Annotated in this window: 12 protein-coding genes and 1 pseudogene; 4 read left to right on the top strand and 9 right to left on the bottom strand. The window is 73.5% G+C overall.

Annotated elements, in window-relative coordinates; translation table 11 throughout:
* Nucleotides 1-94: 94 nt before the first annotated feature.
* From AC1050_RS06010 to AC1050_RS06000, 3 genes are read right to left on the bottom strand one after another with little or no spacing between them, the layout of a single operon-like run.
* Complete coding sequence (locus AC1050_RS06010; protein ID WP_482386450.1) at nt 95-1,969, bottom strand: hypothetical protein; 1,875 nt, start codon at nt 1,967-1,969, stop codon at nt 95-97.
* A complete protein-coding gene (locus AC1050_RS06005; protein WP_482386449.1) occupies nt 1,966-3,072 on the bottom strand; it encodes a DegT/DnrJ/EryC1/StrS family aminotransferase in 1,107 nt (368 codons plus the stop codon). Before AC1050_RS06005 ends, AC1050_RS06010 begins: the two co-directional genes overlap by 4 nt.
* Complete coding sequence (locus AC1050_RS06000) at nt 3,069-3,728, bottom strand: NeuD/PglB/VioB family sugar acetyltransferase (RefSeq protein WP_482386448.1); 660 nt, start codon at nt 3,726-3,728, stop codon at nt 3,069-3,071. The genes AC1050_RS06005 and AC1050_RS06000 overlap by 4 nt, the downstream gene beginning before the upstream one ends.
* 141 nt (nt 3,729-3,869) lie before the next feature.
* Here AC1050_RS06000 and AC1050_RS05995 point away from each other — a divergent pair, with 141 nt between their 5' ends.
* From AC1050_RS05995 to AC1050_RS05985, 3 genes and pseudogenes are all read left to right on the top strand, one after another.
* Nucleotides 3,870-5,057 (top strand): 5-(carboxyamino)imidazole ribonucleotide synthase, encoded by a 1,188-nt coding sequence (locus AC1050_RS05995; protein WP_482386447.1) that lies wholly within the window; start codon nt 3,870-3,872, stop codon nt 5,055-5,057.
* On the top strand, nt 5,054-5,593 hold the full coding sequence (purE, locus tag AC1050_RS05990; protein ID WP_482386446.1) for a 5-(carboxyamino)imidazole ribonucleotide mutase: 540 nt from the start codon (nt 5,054-5,056) through the stop codon (nt 5,591-5,593). The genes AC1050_RS05995 and purE overlap by 4 nt, the downstream gene beginning before the upstream one ends.
* 122 nt (nt 5,594-5,715) lie before the next feature.
* A pseudogene (locus AC1050_RS05985) lies at nt 5,716-6,765 on the top strand (acyltransferase family protein); the annotation flags it as partial.
* Between the two features lie 119 nt (nt 6,766-6,884).
* On the opposite strand, the gene AC1050_RS05980 reads toward AC1050_RS05985, so the two are convergent.
* The 3 genes from AC1050_RS05980 to rfbB form a co-directional block, all read right to left on the bottom strand.
* Nucleotides 6,885-7,904 (bottom strand): LCP family protein, encoded by a 1,020-nt coding sequence (locus tag AC1050_RS05980; RefSeq protein ID WP_482386445.1) that lies wholly within the window; start codon nt 7,902-7,904, stop codon nt 6,885-6,887.
* A 545-nt stretch (nt 7,905-8,449) separates the two neighbouring features.
* On the bottom strand, nt 8,450-9,775 hold the full coding sequence (locus tag AC1050_RS05975) for an LCP family protein (RefSeq protein ID WP_482386444.1): 1,326 nt from the start codon (nt 9,773-9,775) through the stop codon (nt 8,450-8,452).
* 169 nt (nt 9,776-9,944) lie between these two features.
* Nucleotides 9,945-10,940 carry a dTDP-glucose 4,6-dehydratase gene (rfbB, locus tag AC1050_RS05970; protein ID WP_482386443.1) on the bottom strand — a complete coding sequence of 332 codons (996 nt, stop codon included), beginning with the start codon at nt 10,938-10,940 and terminating at the stop codon, nt 9,945-9,947.
* Nucleotides 10,941-11,115: 175 nt separating this feature from the next.
* Between rfbB and AC1050_RS05965 the strand changes: the two genes are divergently transcribed.
* Nucleotides 11,116-13,242, top strand: a complete 2,127-nt coding sequence (locus AC1050_RS05965) for a DUF4214 domain-containing protein (protein ID WP_482386442.1) — start codon at nt 11,116-11,118, stop codon at nt 13,240-13,242.
* A 76-nt stretch (nt 13,243-13,318) separates the two neighbouring features.
* On the opposite strand, the gene AC1050_RS05960 is transcribed toward AC1050_RS05965, so the two are convergent.
* The 3 genes from AC1050_RS05960 to AC1050_RS05950 are packed head-to-tail and all read right to left on the bottom strand — an operon-like array spanning nt 13,319 to nt 17,488.
* Entirely contained in the window at nt 13,319-15,385 is a 2,067-nt protein-coding gene (locus AC1050_RS05960; protein WP_482386441.1) for a hypothetical protein, read from the bottom strand.
* Entirely contained in the window at nt 15,378-16,589 is a 1,212-nt protein-coding gene (locus AC1050_RS05955) for an ABC transporter ATP-binding protein (RefSeq protein WP_482386440.1), read from the bottom strand. The genes AC1050_RS05960 and AC1050_RS05955 overlap by 8 nt, the downstream gene beginning before the upstream one ends.
* A complete protein-coding gene (locus tag AC1050_RS05950) occupies nt 16,589-17,488 on the bottom strand; it encodes an ABC transporter permease (RefSeq protein WP_482386439.1) in 900 nt (299 codons plus the stop codon). The genes AC1050_RS05955 and AC1050_RS05950 overlap by 1 nt, the downstream gene beginning before the upstream one ends.
* Between the last annotated feature and the right edge of the window lie 133 nt (nt 17,489-17,621).

The raw sequence follows: 17,621 nt of genomic DNA, 5'->3' as shown, positions 1-17,621 counted from the left end.
CGTCCTCCCCCGAGACCCACCTGGAAGCAGCTGGCCCCGGCACTTCTTGACAAGGTCGCGTCGGGCTCGCGACGGAGGTGCCCCTCGCGTGGCTTCAGCAGCTTGCGCCGGAGGGGCGCAGTACCGTGAGCGAGTCCGCGCGTGCAGCGACGAACCTCTGGTCGGCAACCAGAGTGTCCGCGATCCATCGGTAGCCCTCGACCCTGTCCTGGGGAGGTGGCCAGGACACGGCGTCGTAGTAGGGATCGATGTACGGCAGGACGACCGCGTCGACGTCGTCCTCCAGTGCGGCGCAGATCGCGTCGGCCCGTGCCGCGTCGTCCGTCCATGCGACTACCGCACGCTCGACCGAGGCCGGCCACGACGCGCGCGCGAACTGGTAGTTCTTGTCGGGTGCCGCGTTGTACGCGGCGGCGCCGGTGAAAGGGATCAAGCCGTTGACGAGGAAGTCATTCCTGCTCGGCAGGACGAGGACGCGTTCACCGGGACGAACCAGAGTGACGGCGTCGGCGATGACACCGGAGCGCACCGAGGTGAGGTGCGCAGCGTACGTGCGCGTGCTCTGCAGCACACGAGGGATGTTCGGGGCGGTCTCGAGGACGAGGAGAACCGCCAGCAGCACGACTCCCGGTCGCAGCGCAGCAGCACGGGAGGGAGCAGGCCGATGCCGCCACAAGGCGGCCAGACCGAGGCCGGCGAGCAGCACCAGGACCAGGCGGGTGAGAAGGAACCAGCGGTAGGTCGCTCGCATGGTCTCGAAGCCGGGCACATTCTCATAGAGCCACGTCGTCGGCAGCCCGCCGGCCGTCATCGAGACGGGCACGTCCCACACGGGGTCGATGGGTTGCGTCGTCGAGTAGATCTTGAGCGCAGGACCCAGCGCCAGGAGGAGTGCGACGAGTCCGGCCACAGCAAGAGCGAGAACGAGGCGCCGCTCTTCCCCGGGTCGGGAGCGCCGCAACACCAGGTAGGAAAGGGCGAGGGCGAGCGTCATGAACCCGACGTAGTTCCCCACCACGTTGGAGCCGTCACCCCAGAGCGTGCTCCCCAGTCGGCCGAAACCAGCGATGTCCGCCCACCACAGCGTGTCCTGCGGAACCAGCAGAGTCGCGAGGTCGAGGCCGAGGTAACGGAAGGCTCCGATGCCGACGGGGATGTCCGTGATGTTGTCGGGGGTGTAGGCAAGGAAAGCGATCAGGGCGACGAGGAACGAAACCCCGGGGACTACGAGAAGCAGCGCTCGAGTGCGCCAGCTCACCTCGCTGTCCCAGCAGCGCGCGATGAGCACGGCACCGACGGCCAGGAGGCCGGCGAACAGCGAGTAGCCGTCCGTGAACACCATGACGAAGGCCAGAGGAAGCGCGACCGCGACAGCTCGCAGTATCCGTGCCCGCACGATGAGGTCGGCGACGACCAGGGCGCTCAACAGGTACGCCGGAAGGAGCACGAATCCGCTGAAGGTGTACGCGAAGCCGTTCATCGCGATGATGCTGGGAGAAGCGAGGTATGAAGCGCTGGTGAGAAGGGCGATCCACCGGGGCGCGCCCCAGCGCCGCATGAGAAGAAACCCGGCGAGGAGGCCCACCCCGTCCACGATCGCGTTGGAGACCTGGTGCGCCGCCCACGGGTCCACCACTGGCAGGTAGTCGACCAGCCACCCCAGGTACAGCTGCGGCAGCCCGGTGAGCAGCGGAAGCCCTTCTGGAGCGCCGAGGGCGCGGCATGCGGTCCACAAGCTCTCGATGCCCTGGTCCCGCATGCACTGGATCACCCCAGCCCCGTGGAGCGTCATCAGTGTCGGCTGGCTCCGGCCGAACCAGAAGCCGTGCAGGTTCAGCAGCAGCGCCCACAGCAAGAGGCCGGCGACCGCGGTGAAGACGCCGGCCCGTGTGGGCCGACGCCGACGGGCGCGCGACGCCGCGCCGTCCCCGGCCCGGACGTCCGGCGGGGCGGGCGCGTCCGCGCTCACGCGCGGGCGGCGGCCAGGCGCTCGACGAGGCGCGCCGTGATCAGCTCCACGTCCGCGGCGGTCACGCCGAGGTGGGTCGGAAGGGAGATCCCCGTCGCTCCCAGGCGCTCCGCCACGGGATAGCGGCCGTCCTCCTGCCGGTACGGCGGCAGGTGGTGCAGCGGGTGGAACACGGGACGGGTCTCGATGCCGTCGGCGTGCATCCCCTCGATGACCTCGTCGCGCTGCTGGACGGTGAGGCCGTCGAGCGTCACCGTGTACATCCAGTTCACCCGTCGCGTACCAGGACGCTGCTGGGGGAGGGTCACGCCGGGGGCGTCGCGCAGGGCCTCGTCGTAGGTCTTGCTCAGCATGTCCCGTGCGTCGAGCATGTCCTCGAACCGCTCGAGCTGGGCGACCCCGATCGCGGCGGCGACGTTGGTCATCCGGTAGTTGAAGCCCACCTCCGGGAACCAGTACCGGCGCTCGGGGTCCATGCCCTGGCCGCGCAGGAGCCGCAGGCGCGCGGCGAGCTCGTCGTCGTCGGTGGTGACGGCGCCGCCCTCACCGGTGGTCACGATCTTGTTGCCGAAGAAGCTGAACGAGGTGGCGTCCGCGAGCGACCCGACCCGCCGGCCGTCGACCTCGGCGCCGTGCGCCTCGGCGGAGTCCTGGATCACCAGGAGGTCGTGGGCCCGGGCGATCGCGGTGATGGCGGGCAGGTCGGCGGGGTTCCCGTACAGGTCGACCGGCATGATCGCGCGGGTCCGCGGCGTGATCGCGGCCTCGACCGCGCGCGGGTCGAGGTTCATGGTGCCGGGCTCGACGTCGACGAACACCGGCTCGGCGCCGCAGTAGCGGACCGCGTTCGCGGAGGCGATGTAGGTCAGGACCGGCACGATGACCTCGTCGCCCGGGCGGATGCCGGCCGCGACGAGGGCGAGGTGGAGCGCGGTCGTCCCGTTGTTGGTCGCGATCGCGTGGGTGACCCCGCACAGGGCGGCGAACTCGCGCTCGAACTCGGCGATGAAGCGACCGGCCGACGAGATCCAGGTGGTCTCGAGGCACTCGGCGACGTAGACCTGCTCGTTCCCGGAGAGGTCGGGGGCGGCGACGTGGATCATGCGGGGACCTTCCGGGAGAGCGCTCGGGCGGGGTTGCCGGCGACGGTCGCGCCGGCGGGGACGTCGTGCACCACGACCGCACCGGCGCCGACGACGGCACCGTCGCCGATCGTGATGCCGGGGCGCACGGACGCTCCCACCCCCACCAGGGCGTGGGAGCCGACACGGACGGTGCCGGCGAGGTGCGCGCCGGGGGCCACGTGGCTGAAGTCGCCGACGACGCAGTCGTGGTCGATCGTCGCGCCGGTGTTGACGATGCAACCGGCACCGACCCGGGCGTAGGCGCCGAGGACGGCGCTGCGGAGCAGGACGCTGCCGGCGCCGACCTCGGCGGTGCGCGCCACCTGCGCGCTGCCCGACACGACGGTGAACGGGGCGAGGCCCAGGGCCGCGGCGTCGGCGGTGAGCCGGGCGCGGAGGCCGGGGGAGCCGATGGCGACGAACGCCCGCGTCACCCCGGACCGCACCAGGTCGGCCAGCACGTCGTCCCGGCCGAGGTACGGGACCTCGCCGTGCTCGGCGGGGTCGCTGCCGGTGCAGCCGATCGGCTGTTGGGGGGATGCCGTGGGCCAGGCGTCGACGCACGCGCGGGCGTGCCCGCCGTTGCCGATCACCACCACCCCGCTCGCGGTCTGCCCCCGTACCGCTTCCGTCATGCTGCGCCTCACGTCGACCGGATGTCGGCGTGATCCTAGCGAAGAGCGGGGGTTGCTTCAGACACCGATCGCGCAGATCAGGACAAACCTGACATCTCGGCCTGATCTCGCGCATCCGGTCGTCCACTAGGCTCCCTTCCCGTGGCAGCACCCGTGGTGGCAGTGGTCGGTGGTGGGCAGCTCGCCCGCATGATGGCGCCCGCGGCGACCGCGCTGGGCATCCACCTGCGGGTGCTGGTGGAGGACGCGGTGTCCTCGGCGGCGCAGGTGGTCGTCGACGCGCCCGTCGGCGCGGCGGCCGACCCGGTCGCCGTCGAGAGCCTGGTGGTGGGCGCCGACGCGCTCACGTTCGAGCACGAGCACGTGCCCAACGCCCTGCTCACCGAGCTGCAGGACCGCGGCGTCGCGGTACGCCCCGGCCCGGACGCGCTGGTGCACGCCCAGGACAAGATCGTCATGCGGACCCGGCTCACCGCGCTCGGCGTGCCGTGCCCGCGCTGGGCGCCGCTGGCCGCCGCCGAGGACCTGGTCGCGTTCCTCGCGGCCGGCGACGGCACCGCGGTCGTCAAGACCGCGCGCGGCGGCTACGACGGCAAGGGCGTGCGCGTGGTGCGGTCCGCGGACGAGGCCGCCGACTGGCTGACCGCCGCCGCCGAGGGCACCGGCGCCCCGCTGCTGGCCGAGGAGCGGGTGCCGTTCACCCGCGAGCTGGCGGTGCTGGTCGCCCGCACCCCGTCCGGCGAGGTGCGCACCTGGCCCGTGGTGGAGTCCGTGCAGCGCGACGGCGTGTGCAGCGAGGTGATCGCTCCCGCGCCCGACCTGGACCCGCGCAGCGCCGCGACCGCCGAGCGGATCGCGCGGGAGGTGGCCGACGGCCTCGGCGTCACGGGCGTGCTCGCCGTCGAGCTGTTCGAGGTCGCCGACCCCGAGGGCGGTGCGCCGCGGGTGCTGGTGAACGAACTGGCCATGCGGCCGCACAACTCCGGGCACTGGACCATCGACGGCTCGGTGACCAGCCAGTTCGAGCAGCACCTGCGCGCCGTCCTGGACCTGCCGCTCGGCAGCACCGACGCACGCGCCCCCTGGACGGTGATGGCCAACGTCCTGGGCAGCACCCGCGCCGCCCTGACCGACGGCCTGGCCGAGGTCGCGGCCCTGGACCCCGGCGCGAAGGTGCACCTGTACGGCAAGGGCGTCCGCCCGGGCCGCAAGCTCGGGCACGTCACCGTGAGCGGCGACGACCTCGGCGAGGTGCGCCGGCGCGCGGTCGCCGCGGCCGCCGTGCTGCGCGGCGAGGACCCCGACACCACCCCCGGAGGCTCCGCATGAACCCGCTGGTCGGCATCGTCATGGGCTCGGACTCGGACTGGCCCGTCATGGAGGCGGCCGCCCAGGCGCTCGGCGAGTTCGACGTGCCGGTCGAGGTGGACGTCGTCTCGGCGCACCGGCAGCCGGACAAGATGGTCGACTACGGCCGCGGCGCCGCGGCCCGCGGGCTCCGCGTGATCATCGCGGGCGCCGGGGGAGCGGCGCACCTGCCCGGGATGCTCGCCGCCGTGACGCCGCTGCCCGTGGTCGGCGTCCCGGTGCCGCTGGCGCGCCTGGACGGCATGGACTCGCTGCTGTCCATCGTGCAGATGCCTGCGGGCGTGCCCGTCGCCACCGTGTCGATCGGGGGTGCCCGGAACGCCGGGCTGCTGGCCGCGCGCATCCTCGGGTCCGGCACGGACGACGTCGCCCGGCGCGTCGCCGCCGCGATGCTGGCGTTCCAGGACGACCTGCGCGCCCAGGCCGACGCCAAGGGCGAGCGCCTGCGCGCCACCCACGGCGCGGGCCGCCGGCCGTCGGTGGGCTTCGGCAGCTGACGCCGGCGCGGCGCCCCGGCCGCCGCGGGCGGGTTCCTCGGGGCGGTGTGGAGGTCTCGTCGAGAACCCGGGAACCGGGGGCTGCTCGACGGGCGGTCGTGCGGGAGGCGACCTAGCGTCGAGTGGTGACGACCACCGCGCCGACCCGCCACGCCGACGCCGCGACCGCCGCCGCGGTCGCCGCTCCCGGAGCCGCCGTGCCCGCCGCACGCGCCCCGCGGCTCGCGGCCCTGGACGCCCTGCGGTTCCTCGCCGCGGTGGGGGTCCTGGCCTACCACTTCACCGCCCGGCAGACCGACGCCTGGGGCCGCGACCTCGCCGAGGTCGCGCCGGCCGTGTCCGGCTGGGCCACCTACACCTCGCTCGGCCCGGAGCTGTTCTTCGTGATCAGCGGGTTCGTCATCCTCATGACGGCCTGGGGCCGGTCGGTCCCCGATATCATCGGGTCCCGGGTCGCGCGCCTGTACCCGGCGTACTGGGTGGCGGTGCTGCTGACCGGTGCCCTGCTGCTGCTCGTGTGGGAGGGCAAGCAGATCACCGGCGGCCAGGTCCTGGTCAACCTGACCCTGCTGCAGAGCCTGGTCGACGTCGGCCACGTGGACGGCGTGTACTGGACGCTCTGGGTGGAGCTGCGGTTCTACGTGCTGATCGCGCTGTTCGCCGCGGTCGGGATCACCCGCCGCCGGGTGCTGTGGTTCGCGGCCCTGTGGCCCGCCGCCGCGATGCTGGCGCGCGAGGCCGGGCTGCACGACGCCGTGACCTGGCTCGTCGCGCCGTACGCCCCCCTGTTCGCGGCCGGCATGGCGCTGTACGTCATCTTCCGGACCGGGCACGCGGTGCTGCCGTGGCTGCTGGTCGCCGGCAACGCGGCGCTGGCGACCGCCGCCCTGGTGCCGGCGCGGATGGAGTCCCTCGGCGCCAACTCGGTGGTGGCGCCGGACGCCCGGCTGCTCACCGCCGGGCTGCTGGGCTGCGTCGGCCTCGTGGCGCTGGTGGCGCTCACGCCGCTCGCCCGGTGGCGCTGGGCCGGCCTGACCGCCGCCGGTGCGCTGACCTACCCGCTGTACCTCACGCACGAGTACTGGGGCCTGTGGGTGATCCACCTGCTCGGCGACCGGCTGCCCGTGTGGGCGGTGCTGCTGGCCGCGACGGGGTTCTCGCTGGTGCTGGCGTGGCTGGTGCACCGGTTCGTCGAGCGCCCGTTCGGTCCGCGGCTGCGCCGGGCGACCACCCAGGGCTGCGAGCGGGTCCGCGACGCGGGCGTCGCGCTCGGGCGGCTGGTCCGGGCCGGCTACGGCGTGGGGACGCCGCCGACGACGGAGCCCGGCTCCAGCGTGCCGTCGCGGAGCGCCGCGAAGAACGCGGGTGCCTGGTCCTCGTCGAGCAGGACCGTCGCGCCCACCCCACCCGGCCGGTAGTCCAGGTCGGCGATCGGCGGGGTGCCGGTCACGCCGTCCGGGCCGGTGGCGGCGCGGAACGCCAGGGCGAGCCGGCCGAGGTCGACGATGCCGGTCTCGTCGCTGGCGGTGAGCGCACCGGTGCCGGAGTCGATCAGCGACACCTGCTTGCCGGGCTGCACCAGCACGGACGGGTCGGCGGCCTTCGACGCCACGGCGCTGATCAGCTGCCGCTGGCGCAGGCCGCGCCCGATGTCGCCGGACGGGTCGGCGTACCGCATGCGCGAGAACGCCAGGGCCATCTCGCCGCCGACCGTCTGGCAGCCCGGGGCGTCCCAGATCAGCCCCGACTGCGGCTCGTTGACCGGGAACGTGATCCCCGTGCTGCCGTCCAGGCACAGCTCGACCCCGCCGAGGGCGTCGACGATCTGCTCGACGCCGCCGAAGCCGATCTCCACGTAGTGGTCGACCGTCAGGCCCGTCAGGCCCTCGACGGTCTGCACCAGCAGCGGGGCACCGCCCCACGAGAACGCGGCGTTGAGCTTGCTCGGCTCGTAGCCGGGGATGTCGGTGTAGGTGTCGCGGGGCAGCGAGATCAGCGCGGACGGGCCGGACTCCGGCACGTGCAGCACCAGGATGGTGTCGGTGCGGGAGCCGACCGTCTCGGCGTCCTCGATCACGCCGTCCTCGCGGGAGTCCGAGCCGGCCAGCAGGTAGGTGGTGCCGGGCGTGTCCGCGGCGCCCGACAGGGCGTCCACGTGCTCGATCTTGCCGTTCGCCCACCACAGCAGACCCACGGGCCAGGCGACGAGCAGCACGAGGACGAGCACGGCGACGGCGGCGACCACGCGGCCGCGGCGGCGCCTGCGGCGCGGGGCGGCGGCGGGCGGTCCGCCGGGGACGGTACCTGGCACACCGGGGCCACCCGGCTGACCCGGGCCACCCGGACGGGCGGGGCCACCCGGACGGGCGGGGCTCGCGGGCCGGGCCCGACCGGGACCGACCGGTGCGCTCTGCCGCGGCGCGCGCGCAGGGCTGTCGGCTCCCACGGGCACCGCCGGGGAGCCCGCGCGCACCGACGAGCGCGCCGGCTCCGCGGTGCTGCGCCCGGAGACGCGCACGGGACGGGCGTCGTCGTCGCCGGCCTGCGGTGCGAAGCTCGCGGGCCCGCGAGCAGCAGCGTCGGCGGCACCCGCCGTACCCGCAGCGCCCATGGCGCCAGCGCCCGCAGCGCGCGGCACGGAGGTCCGCCCGGGCGCGGCCGGGCGGACGGGCGGACGACCGGGGCGGGTCGCGCGCCGTACGGCCGGTTCGCCAGGGGCGGGCGCGCCGGGGCGCGGCTCGCCGACCGGCACGGCGCCGTCCGCGGACGGCCGGCGGCCGGCGGCGCCCGGCGAGAAGCTGGGCGGCGTCCCGCGGGACGCGTCGCGGGGGTTGCGGTCCTCGGGGCGGGCCACGATCAGCCGCAGACCGCGGTGATGTCGCCGGCCGAGAAGGCCTCCTTGCCCGCCTCACGGGTCTGGGCGACCTCGGGGGCCGGAGCGGTGGTCGCGGTGCCGGTGCCGGTGCCGGGGTCGGCGCCGACGTCCGTGCCGGGGTCGGTCGTGCCCGTGCCGGGATCGGTCGTGCCGGCGCCCGGGTCGGCGGGACCGTCGGTGCCGGTCCCGGAGCCGTCCTGCGACGTGCCGGCCAGCATCGGCTGGTCGCCCGCGAGGTTCGCCCAGATGGTGTCGGCCTCGGAGGTCCACACCACCCGGTTCGGGTCGCTCGGCGCCGCGGCGAACGGGATGGTCATGAAGGTGATGCTCCCAGCCGAGGTGCTCCGCAGGCTGTAGGCGAGCCCGGCCATGTCGGAGATCGAGCTGAACCCGCTGTCGATCGACAGCGACTCGGTCGCGGAGTCGAGGAACCGGATCAGCTGGGTGATGTCCGTCAGCATGTTCTTGCCGAGCACCTCGCGCACCACGGCGGCGAGCAGCTCCTGCTGCCGGCCCAGGCGGTTGGTGTCGGACCCGTCGCCGACGCCCTGGCCGGTGCGGGCGCGGGCGAAGGCCAGCGCCTGGGACCCCGTGAGCGTCTGCTGACCCGCGTTGAGGAACAGGCCGGCCTTGGGCGCCGACATGTCGTTCGGCACGCAGATCGGGACCCCGCCGATGGAGTCGACCATCTTGGTGAACCCGGCGAAGTCGACGACGACGAAGTGGTCGATCCGCACGCCGGTGTTCTGCTGCACCGTGTTGACGGTGCAGGCGGCGGCGGAGGCGATGTCGCCGCCCTGGTCCGCGCCGATGGCGAAGGCGGAGTTGAAGATGGCGTCGCGCTGCGCGTAGCTGGTGGAGCCGTCCGTCATGGTGCAGGACGGGATGTCCACCAGGGAGTCGCGGGGGATCGAGATCAGCTCGACGCGGCTCCGGTCGGCCGAGATGTGCGCCACGATCGTGGTGTCGGACCGCATGCCGCCGACGAAGCCGCCGATGGCCTCGTTCTCCCCGTCGCGCTCGTCGGAGCCCATCAGCAGGATGTTGACGTCCCGGCCGGCGTTGGGGTCGTCGGGGTCCGCGGGACCGGTGGGGGTCGGCTCGGGCAGCGCCTGGATGAGGTCGCTGGCGTCGATCGTGTTGATGTTGCTGTTCAGCTGCAGGTACAGCGCCGCCGCTCCGGAGGCGCCGAAGCACAGGACCGCGACCACGCCGAGCGCGACGCCGCGGAGCACCGCGTGGCTGCGCCGGGGCCGCCCGTGGCGGACGGCGCGCGGGCGTGCGGGAGCGGCGTGGCGGGAGGTCACGGACGGAAGCATAGGAGCCGACCCTCGGAGCCCGGCGGACCACCCGGGGGCGCGCCGTGGAGGATCTGTGCAGATCACCCGCTCGGCGGCCCGCTTCCGCGGCCCCGTCCGGGGACGACGACGGCCGCCCGACGCGGGGTCGGGCGGCCGTCGTGGAGCCGGGTGCGGGTCAGCGGCCGAGCTGGGCGTACTTCGCCTCGGTCGCGTCCTTCTGCGGCCGCCACCACGCCTCGTTGGCGCGGTACCAGTCGATGGTCGCCGCGAGGCCGTCGCGGAACGTCGTGTAGCGCGGCTCCCAGCCGAGCTCGGTGCGGAGCTTGGACGCGTCGATCGCGTAGCGCAGGTCGTGGCCCGGGCGGTCGCTCACCAGGTCGTAGGCGTCGGACGGCTGACCGGTCAGCTCGAGGATCAGCTCGACGACGGTCTTGTTGTTCTCCTCGCCGTCCGCACCGATCAGGTAGGTCTCGCCGAGGCGGCCCTTGGTGATGATGTCCCAGACGGCGCTGTTGTGGTCCTCGACGTGGATCCAGTCGCGGACGTTCTCGCCGGTGCCGTAGAGCTTGGGGCGGATGCCGTCGATGACGTTGGTGATCTGCCGCGGGATGAACTTCTCGACGTGCTGGTACGGCCCGTAGTTGTTCGAGCAGTTCGACAGCGTGGCGCGCACGCCGAACGACCGCGCCCACGCGCGCACCAGCAGGTCCGAGGACGCCTTGGTGGACGAGTACGGGCTGGACGGGTTGTACGGGGTGTCCGGCGTGAACTTGGCCGGGTCGTCCAGCTCGAGGTCGCCGTAGACCTCGTCCGTGCTGATGTGGTGGTAGCGCACGTCGTACCGGCGCACCGCCTCGAGCAGCGTGTAGGTGCCGATGACGTTGGTGTGCACGAACGGCCACGGGTCGTGCAGCGAGTTGTCGTTGTGCGACTCGGCGGCGAAGTGCACGACCACGTCGCTGTTCTTGACGAGCTCGTCCACGACGTCGTGGTCCGTGATGCTGCCCTTGGCGAAGGTGATCTGCTCCCAGACCGGGGCCAGGCTCTTCTCGTCACCCGCGTAGGTCAGCGCGTCGAGCACGGTGACCTGGACCTCGGGGTGCTCGCGCACGACCTGGTGGACGAAGTTGGAGCCGATGAAGCCGGCTCCGCCGGTGACGAGCATGCGCACGGGAAGGTCCTCCAGGTCGGGGGTGCTGCGACGGACCACGATACCGAGTCCGCGTGCGGGCCGGGTGCCGGGCATACCGGAGCAAACAGGACCGGTTCCGCGCGGTTCCTTGACTCGTTGTCAAGGAGGCCTCACCCTCCACGGAGTACGTGCCCGGTCGATGTCAGGACTCGTCATGCTGTTGCGTTTGCTCCTCGCCCTGTCGGTCGCCGTCACCGGGGCGGGCTTCGCGTCCCCCTCGGTCGCGACCACCTCGAGCCGGACCGACGCCGTCGTGCGGCCCGCTGCCGACGCACCGGCGACGGACCCGGAGGTGGAGATCACGAGCGCCGAGCTCGTCGTCGCCTCCGCGGCCGACGCGCAGGCCGCGACCGCGGACGCCTTCACCGCCGACCCGGCGCCCGCGCCGGACGCCGCGCCGGACCCGACGCCGTCGCCGTCCGCCTCGCCCGGCGTCCCGGAGCCCTCCGCCGCTCCCGGCGCGCCGGAGCAGCCCGCCCCGGAAGGGGCCGGCGAGGCGGCGGGCGAGGGCGCGCGTGCCCTCCTGACGCCGCGTGCCACCGAGGACGAGGCGGCCGAGGAGAGCGTCGACCCCGCCGAGGAGCCGGTCGTCGCCGACGCGCTGACCGAGGACGGTCGCGTGCTGACGCCGTCCGTCGCGACCGAGGGCGTGCAGACGCTGGGCGTCACGTGGCCGCAGGGCGCCGACGCCGCCGAGCTGGCGCCCCGGGCGCGCACGCTGACCGCCGGCGAGTGGTCCGGCTGGAGCGAGCTCGACGTCGCGGACGACGGTCCGGACGAGGGCACCGCGGACGCCCGGGCCGAGCGGCGCGGGGGCACGGACTCGTTCTGGATCGGCGAGGCCGACGCGGTGCAGCTGTCGTTCGCCGCCACGGGTGCCGGCGGTCCGGCCGACCTGGACCTGACGCTGGTCGGGTCCGCGCTGGTCGAGCCCGCCGGAGCTGCGACGGCACGCAGCAGCGCCGCGTCGGGCGAGGCCGTGTTCAGCAACGCGGTCGCCACGACCCCGCGTGCCGCCGCGACGGTCGTGCCCGCGGCCTCGACCCCTGGCGTCATCACGCGAGCCCAGTGGGGCGCCCAGGCGCCGGTGTGCAGCCCGGACGTCGCCGGCTCGCTCGTCGGCGCGGTCGTGCACCACACCGCCGGCAGCAACTCGTACGGTTCCGTGGCTGCCGCGATGCAGCAGATCCGCAACGACCAGGCGTACCACATCGGCGGTCGCGGCTGGTGCGACATCGGGTACAACTTCGTCGTCGACAAGTGGGGCAACATCTACGAGGGCCGCGTCGGCAGCATGAGCAAGGCGGTCATCGGCGTGCACGCCGGCGGCTTCAACACCGGCACGGTCGGTGTCGCGATGCTCGGCACCTACGACGCCGCCCCGTCCGCGGCGACGCAGGACGCGGTCGGCCGGGTGATCGGCTGGCGCCTGGGCGTGTACAGCCGCGACCCGCAGGGCTGGATGTCCTACGCGACCGGCAACGGCGAGAACTCCCGCTACAAGAACCAGACCGTCAGCCTGCCGCGGGTGTTCGGGCACCGTGACGTCTCCTACACGGCCTGCCCGGGCAACGGCGGCTACGCGGCGCTCGGGACCATCCGGGCGGTCGCGGCCGCCAACCTCGGCGTGCCCGCGATGCCCCGCGCGACGGCGCAGGCGGTGGTGCGGGCGCTGTACGCCGACCTGCTGGACCGGGGGACCGACTCGACCGGTCTGAGCACGTGGACCACCCGGCTGATGCAGGGGACGAGCCAGGCCGACCTGGTGGCGGAGCTGACGCGGAGCGACGAGTACATCAACAAGCGGGTCCGGCAGGCGTACCGCGAGGTGCTCGGCCGCGAACCCGAGCCGGCGGGTGCCGCCAACTGGCTGGCCGCGGTCCGCAGCGGCATCGCGACGGTCGACGACGCGCAGCGTCGGTTCTACGACTCGCAGGAGTACTTCAACCGCTCGGGCGGGACGAACGCGGGCTACGTGCGGCTGCTCTACTCGACGGTCCTCGGCCGGTCGGCGACCGCGGCGGACGTCGCCGTGTGGGCGCCCCGCATGGGCACGCCGCAGGGTCGCGCGGCGGTCGTGGACGGCATCTGGTTCTCGCAGGAGGCGGCGAAGCGGCGGGCCGGTGCGTACTACCGCGTGTTCCTGCAGCGCGAGCCCGACGGCCCCGGGGTGCAGAGCTGGGCGAACGTCCTGCTGCAGCGCGGCGAGGGCGCGGTCCGCACGGGCATCGCCGGGTCGCAGGAGTACCAGAAGAAGGCGCTGGTCCGGTACCCGGCCTGACACCGGGACGAGGCAGCGGGGCACCAGGACGGCCGGCGGAGATCTCCGCCGGCCGTCCTCGTGCACGCCGGCCGGGTCAGCCGGCCGGCGTGCCCTCGGGCGGCAGCGTCACGATGGTGCCGTCCTCGTCGACCGTGCCGATCCAGACGGTCGACGTCCGCACCTCGGGCTCGAACGGCAGGTAGGACAGCGCGTACGACCAGGTGGAGATCTCGGTCGTCCGGAACGGAGCCGGCACCTCGTCGCCGGCGAACGGCAGGTCGTCCGGCCGGAACGCCACGACGGACACCACCGGCACGTCCCAGGCCTCGCGGACGCGCTCGAGCTCGTCGGCGGTGGGCGGACGCTCGACCTGGATCACCTCGACGTCGCAGATCGACCGCAGCGTGGCCAGGTAGTTCGGACCCCCCGCCTGGATGTACACCACGTGGTCGCTGGGCAGCGCGGCGCAGATCGCGCGGATCTCACCGAGCCGGTTGTCCTGCTCGGGCACCCGCAGCAGCGGCGTCCACGTGGTGAAGGGCGTGACGGCGACGACGGCGGCGAGCGCCGCGGCCACCACCTGCAGCCACCGGCGGCGGGCGGTCCAGAGAGCGTGGAGGGTGACCGCCGTCGCCACGAGGAACCCGGGGAGCGTGACGGGGAGCAGGCGACGCATCGCCCACACCTGGTCCGGCGTGATGCTGACCCGCCAGAGGTACAGGGCGGACGGCGCCGCGATGACGGCGAGGAGCACCAGGAGGCGCGGGTCGCGCCGGGCGATCGCGCGGTGGGCGAGGACGGCCAGACCGGCGAAGGACAGCACGACCATGGGCCAGCCGTAGTACCAGGAGAGCCAGCGCACCGACCAGTCGTCGTAGCTGCGGGACGGCTCGACCGGCATGCCCTCGCGCTCCTGCAGCCCGGCGACGACGTTCGCGTAGCCGCTCGCGGGGTCGAGGTCGTGCCCGGGAAGCCAGAGGAACCGGGTGCTCAGCAGCACGGCGACCAGCACCACCGCGACCACGGCGGCGGCGGCGAGCCCACGGCGACGGCGCACGAGCACGCGGCGCAGCGGGTCCCAGAACCTCGGGACCGTGATGAGCACGCCGACCACCGCGGTCGCGACGAGCACCCCGGCGAGCATCTCGAACTGGTCGCCGAGGTCGGACAGGTACCCGGGGCTGTGCAGGCGCAGGTCCGCGTAGCCGAGCGCGACCAGCAGCAGCGCGGCGCCTCCGGCGGCGAAGAAGGCCGCCTGGCCCCGGCGGCGGGCGCGCGGGAGCAGCGCGGCACCGGCGGCGACCGCCAGCCCGGCGATGAAGCCGATCACCGAGGCGGCGCCGTCGATCCGGGCGAGGGCGGTCGCCCCGACGAGCGCGCCGGACAGCAGGTGGCGCCACCACGACCGGGTCTCGAACGCCGTCCACGAGAAGGTCAGCGCCCCGAACACGAGCGCGACGTTCAGCGGCTCGGTGTACGCCGCCCGGGAGAACACCAGCATGGGGATCGACGCGCCGAGGGCCACCACGGGCAGCAGCGCCCACCAGGAGCCCACGACCCGGCGGGCGAGGCCGTAGACGGCGAGCAGCGCGATCCCGCTCACCAGCAGGTTCGTGACGAGCACCCCGGCGTCGCCGCCGGCCCACCCGCCGAGGCCGAGCAGCCCGGGCAGCAGCTTCGCGCCCTGGGCGTGCAGGGCGCCGTCCGAGGGGAAGTACGCACCCGTCTCCGCGGTGAAGCCGCGCACCGAGTCGGCGACGGCCTCGGCGGACCCCATCGGGATGTCCGGCGACGCGTGCTCGGTGAGCCAGAAGCCCTCGAGGGTGAGGAACCCGGGGTCGCGGGTCACGACGACGTACCGCGCCACGTAGGGGACGTTCAGCGCGACCCAGAGCGCGACCAGCCCGAGAGCGCTCAGGGCACCCAGGGCGGCGGACCGGGTGGGCAGCACCGGCGCGGGCACGAGGCGCCAGGTCGCCGCGAGCACGGCCACCAGGAGCGGCAGCACGACCACCGGCGTGAACTGCCCGACCAGGACCGTGACCGACACGACGACCGAGGTCCAGAAGAGCAGGACGACGAGGCGGTCCGGCACGCCCGCGACCGCGGCCAGGAGCCGGCGGCCGCGGACCGGCCGGGGGGAGGTGCGAACCTCAGACATGGTCGAGGACGAGCTCGGGCGCAGCCCACACCGGCCCGACCGTCGCACCGTCCGACGCCACGGAGAAGCTCGCGACCTCGCGCAGCCGCGCGAGCTCGGCGCCGCTCGTGGCCGCGACCGCCCCGTGGCAGCTGTACTGCCCCTCGCCGAGCCGCAGGTCCCGCAGGCGGATCTCGTAGCGCTGCCGGCCGACCAGCGGGGACAGCGTCTGCCCGAGCAGCGCGGTGTTGGTGCCGAACACGGTGACGCCCAGCCCCGTCTCGATGCCGACCCCGATGATCGGCTCGGCGACGGCCTCCAGCGCCTCCGCCGTCACCGCGATGGTGACGTCGGACCCAGGGGTGATCTCGCTGACCGGCTCGCCCGCGGGGCCCAGCAGCTCGACCGCGTGGACGGTCACGCGCGGGGCGACGGGCTCGTCGACCTTCTCCAGGGTCTCGCGGCGGTGCTCGATGTCCTCCTGGCGCTGCTGGTCGAACTCGTGGCGCAGGGTGCGCAGGGCGTCGCGGGTCTCGCCGTCGGCGATCACCCGGCCGCTCTCGAGGACGACGGCGCGGTCGCAGACGTCCGCCACCTGGTCCAGCGAGTGCGTGACGAGGACGATGGTCCGGCCGTCGTGCTGGAACTCGCGGATGCGGTCCATGCACTTGCGCTGGAAGGGCTCGTCGCCGACGGCGAGCACCTCGTCGACCAGGAGGATGTCCGGGTCGACGTGCACCGCGACGGCGAACGCGAGGCGGACGTACATGCCGGACGAGTAGAACTTCACCTGGGTGTCGATGAACCGCTCGATGCCGGAGAAGTCGACGATCGCGTCGAAGTACTTGTCCGTCTGCGCCGTCGACAGGCCGAGGATGGACGCGTTGAGGTAGACGTTCTCGCGGCCCGTGAGGTCGGGGTGGAACCCGGCGCCGAGCTCGAGCAGCGCCGCCATCCGGCCGCGGGTCTGCACCGTGCCCGAGGTCGGCTGCAGGATGCCGCCGATCGCCTTGAGCAGGGTGCTCTTGCCCGAGCCGTTCGGGCCGATGAGCCCGACGGTGGTCCCGGACTCGATGCTGAGGTCGACGTCCCGCAGCGCCCAGAAGTCCTCCTTGTGGAGGTTCGAGCGGCCGAAGTTGACGATGCGCTCCTTGAGCGACTTCTCCTTGCGGATGACGAAGCGCTTGGACAGGTCGCGGACCTCGACGACGGTGGTGGTGGTCATCAGAGCTCCTGAGCGAAGTTGCCCTGCAGGCGCGCGAACACGCGCTGGGCGATGAACGTGAACACGATGCCGATGCCCAGCCAGGCCCACAGCATGCCGGTCAGGTCGTCCGGCACCGGCTGGTCGGCCCCCGCGACCCAGAAGGTCTGCTGGAAGCCCATGATCGCGGCGGTCATCGGGTTGGTGAGGTAGAGGTTCTGCAGCGTCGGGCTGAGCTCGCCCTGCACCAGCGCCCACGAGTAGACGATCGGGGAGGCCCAGAACGCGATCATCAGCGCGATCTCGACCAGGTACTGGATGTCCCGCAGGTAGACGTTGACCGCGGACAGCAGCAGCGACCACCCGAGCGCGGTCACCACGATGACGGCGAGGGACAGCGGCAGGTACCCCCAGCGCGTCCCCGTGGGGAAGTTGCCGACGGCGACGGTGGCCGCGACCAGGATGCCCAGCTGGATGGCGAAGTTGAACAGCGCCGAGCCCAGGGAGGACAGCGGGAAGATCTCCCGGGGCAGGTAGACCTTCTTCACCAGCCCGGCGTTCTGCACGATCGAGGCCGTGCCGGTCGACACGGCCTCCGAGAACAGGCCCCACGCCGTCAGGCCGGTGTAGATGAAGATCGCGAAGTCCGGGATGTCCCGGGCCGCGCCGAGGAACTTGCCCAGCGCGATGTAGTAGATGAGCAGCATCGCCAGCGGCCGCATCAGGCTCCACACGAAGCCGAGGGCGCTGTCCTTGTAGCGGGCCTTCACCTCGCGCTTGATGAGCAGGTCGAGCAGCTCGCGGTGGGCCCAGATGTCCTGGACGGAGGAGCTGAACCCGCGGAAGAAGCCGGGGCGGCTCCCGGCGGTTCGCAGCGGCTGGGCGGCGAGCTGCACGGCGCGCGCGTCGCGGAGGTCCATCGTTCTCCTGGGAGGTCGTCCTGCGGTCGAGGCTGCCCGACCGGCGCCGACAGCCTACCCGTCACCCGGACGCACCCTGGCGGACGCCCTCAGGACGGGAGGGGCGGTGCCGATAATGAACGGGTCAGGCTCG

This window comes from Cellulomonas sp. NEAU-ZC6 (assembly GCF_056844425.1).
This window is presented reverse-complemented; position numbering and strand designations above follow the sequence as displayed.